Source organism: Synechococcus sp. R55.2 (assembly GCF_047462075.1).
Classification (GTDB): domain Bacteria; phylum Cyanobacteriota; class Cyanobacteriia; order Thermostichales; family Thermostichaceae; genus Thermostichus.
Window position 1 is genome coordinate 1 of the sequence record NZ_JANSIH010000115.1, and the last position, 981, is coordinate 981.

The window sequence follows — 981 nt, forward strand, 5'->3', positions numbered from 1 at the left end:
CCCGGTGGCCTTCATCGCCAAGGAAGAGCTGTTTCGGGTGCCGGGGTGTAAGCAAGCGATTCATCTCTACGGGGCCTATCCGGTCAAAAGAGGCGGCTCCGACCGCGCTGCCTTGCGAGCCACAGAAGCAGCCTTGGCGCGGGGATGGGCGGTGGGGATCTTTTTGAATGGCACTCGTACCCCCGATGGCCGCATTCCTCAGCCCCACTTGGGAGCGGCCTTGGTTGCAGCCCGCACCCAAACGCCTCTGCTGCCTGTAGCCCTTTGGGGCACGGAAAAGGTCTTGCCCAAGGGATCCCGGTGGCCGCGTTTGTTCTGCCCCATCACGGTGCGCATTGGCAACGTGATTCCCCCCCCCGCTTCCAGCGATAAGGCCGATTTGCAGCAGGTGACGGCAGAGTGCGTGCAGGCTATCCATGCCCTTTTGGATCAGGGGCGCTGAGGGTATCTTGGGCTACTAGATACTCAACAACAGGGATCCCTCCCAAGATGTGCTTTTGAAGAATCTCCTCCACCACCTCCGGCGTGACCGAGTGGTACCAAAACCCACCGGGATAGACCAGCAGCACAGGGCCGGGAACAGCATAGTCGCACGCCCGCAGGCAGTTGGCTTTGGTGCGGTGCACCCGCAGGGATCCGGCGCTCCCGATTTCCAGATCCAATTCTTTGATCCGCGATTTTAAATAGTCCCAGGCTTCCAATCCCACAGCTTTCTCACAACATTTGGGCTTAGTTTGATCCGCACACAGGAACAAATGCCACTGGTAGGGCGGAATGGGAGCCGGCTGAGGCGCTTGGCCTGGGGATCCGGTTGCCGAGGAGGGATCCAGGATAGGGGAAGAAGCGACAGGACGCGACATAACAAGATGTTTGGGCTTGGCTACAGTTGCATTATCCCCTGTTCTCTAGGTTCTTACCGATGCTGGTGGATAACCCCAAGCAGCGACTGTTTCTTGCTCTGCTTCCCCCTCCGGCCCTGCA

Annotated in this window: 2 protein-coding genes; one reads left to right on the plus strand and one right to left on the minus strand. The window is 59.3% G+C overall.

Annotated features, from left to right (window positions below):
- Nucleotides 1–442: lysophospholipid acyltransferase family protein (locus tag NW838_RS04440; RefSeq protein ID WP_414427567.1), on the plus strand; the 442-nt coding region annotated here is incomplete at its 5' end.
- Here NW838_RS04440 and NW838_RS04445 read toward each other — a convergent pair.
- Nucleotides 411–860 carry a (2Fe-2S) ferredoxin domain-containing protein gene (locus NW838_RS04445; protein ID WP_414413286.1) on the minus strand — a complete coding sequence of 150 codons (450 nt, stop codon included), beginning with the start codon at nucleotides 858–860 and terminating at the stop codon, nucleotides 411–413. The genes NW838_RS04440 and NW838_RS04445 overlap by 32 nt on opposite strands.
- Between the last annotated feature and the right edge of the window lie 121 nt (nucleotides 861–981).

Coding starts and splice junctions, on each gene's coding strand:
- NW838_RS04445 (WP_414413286.1), bottom strand. CDS start 860: ATGTCGCGTCCTGTCGCTTCTTCCCCTATCCTGGATCCCTCCTCGGCA.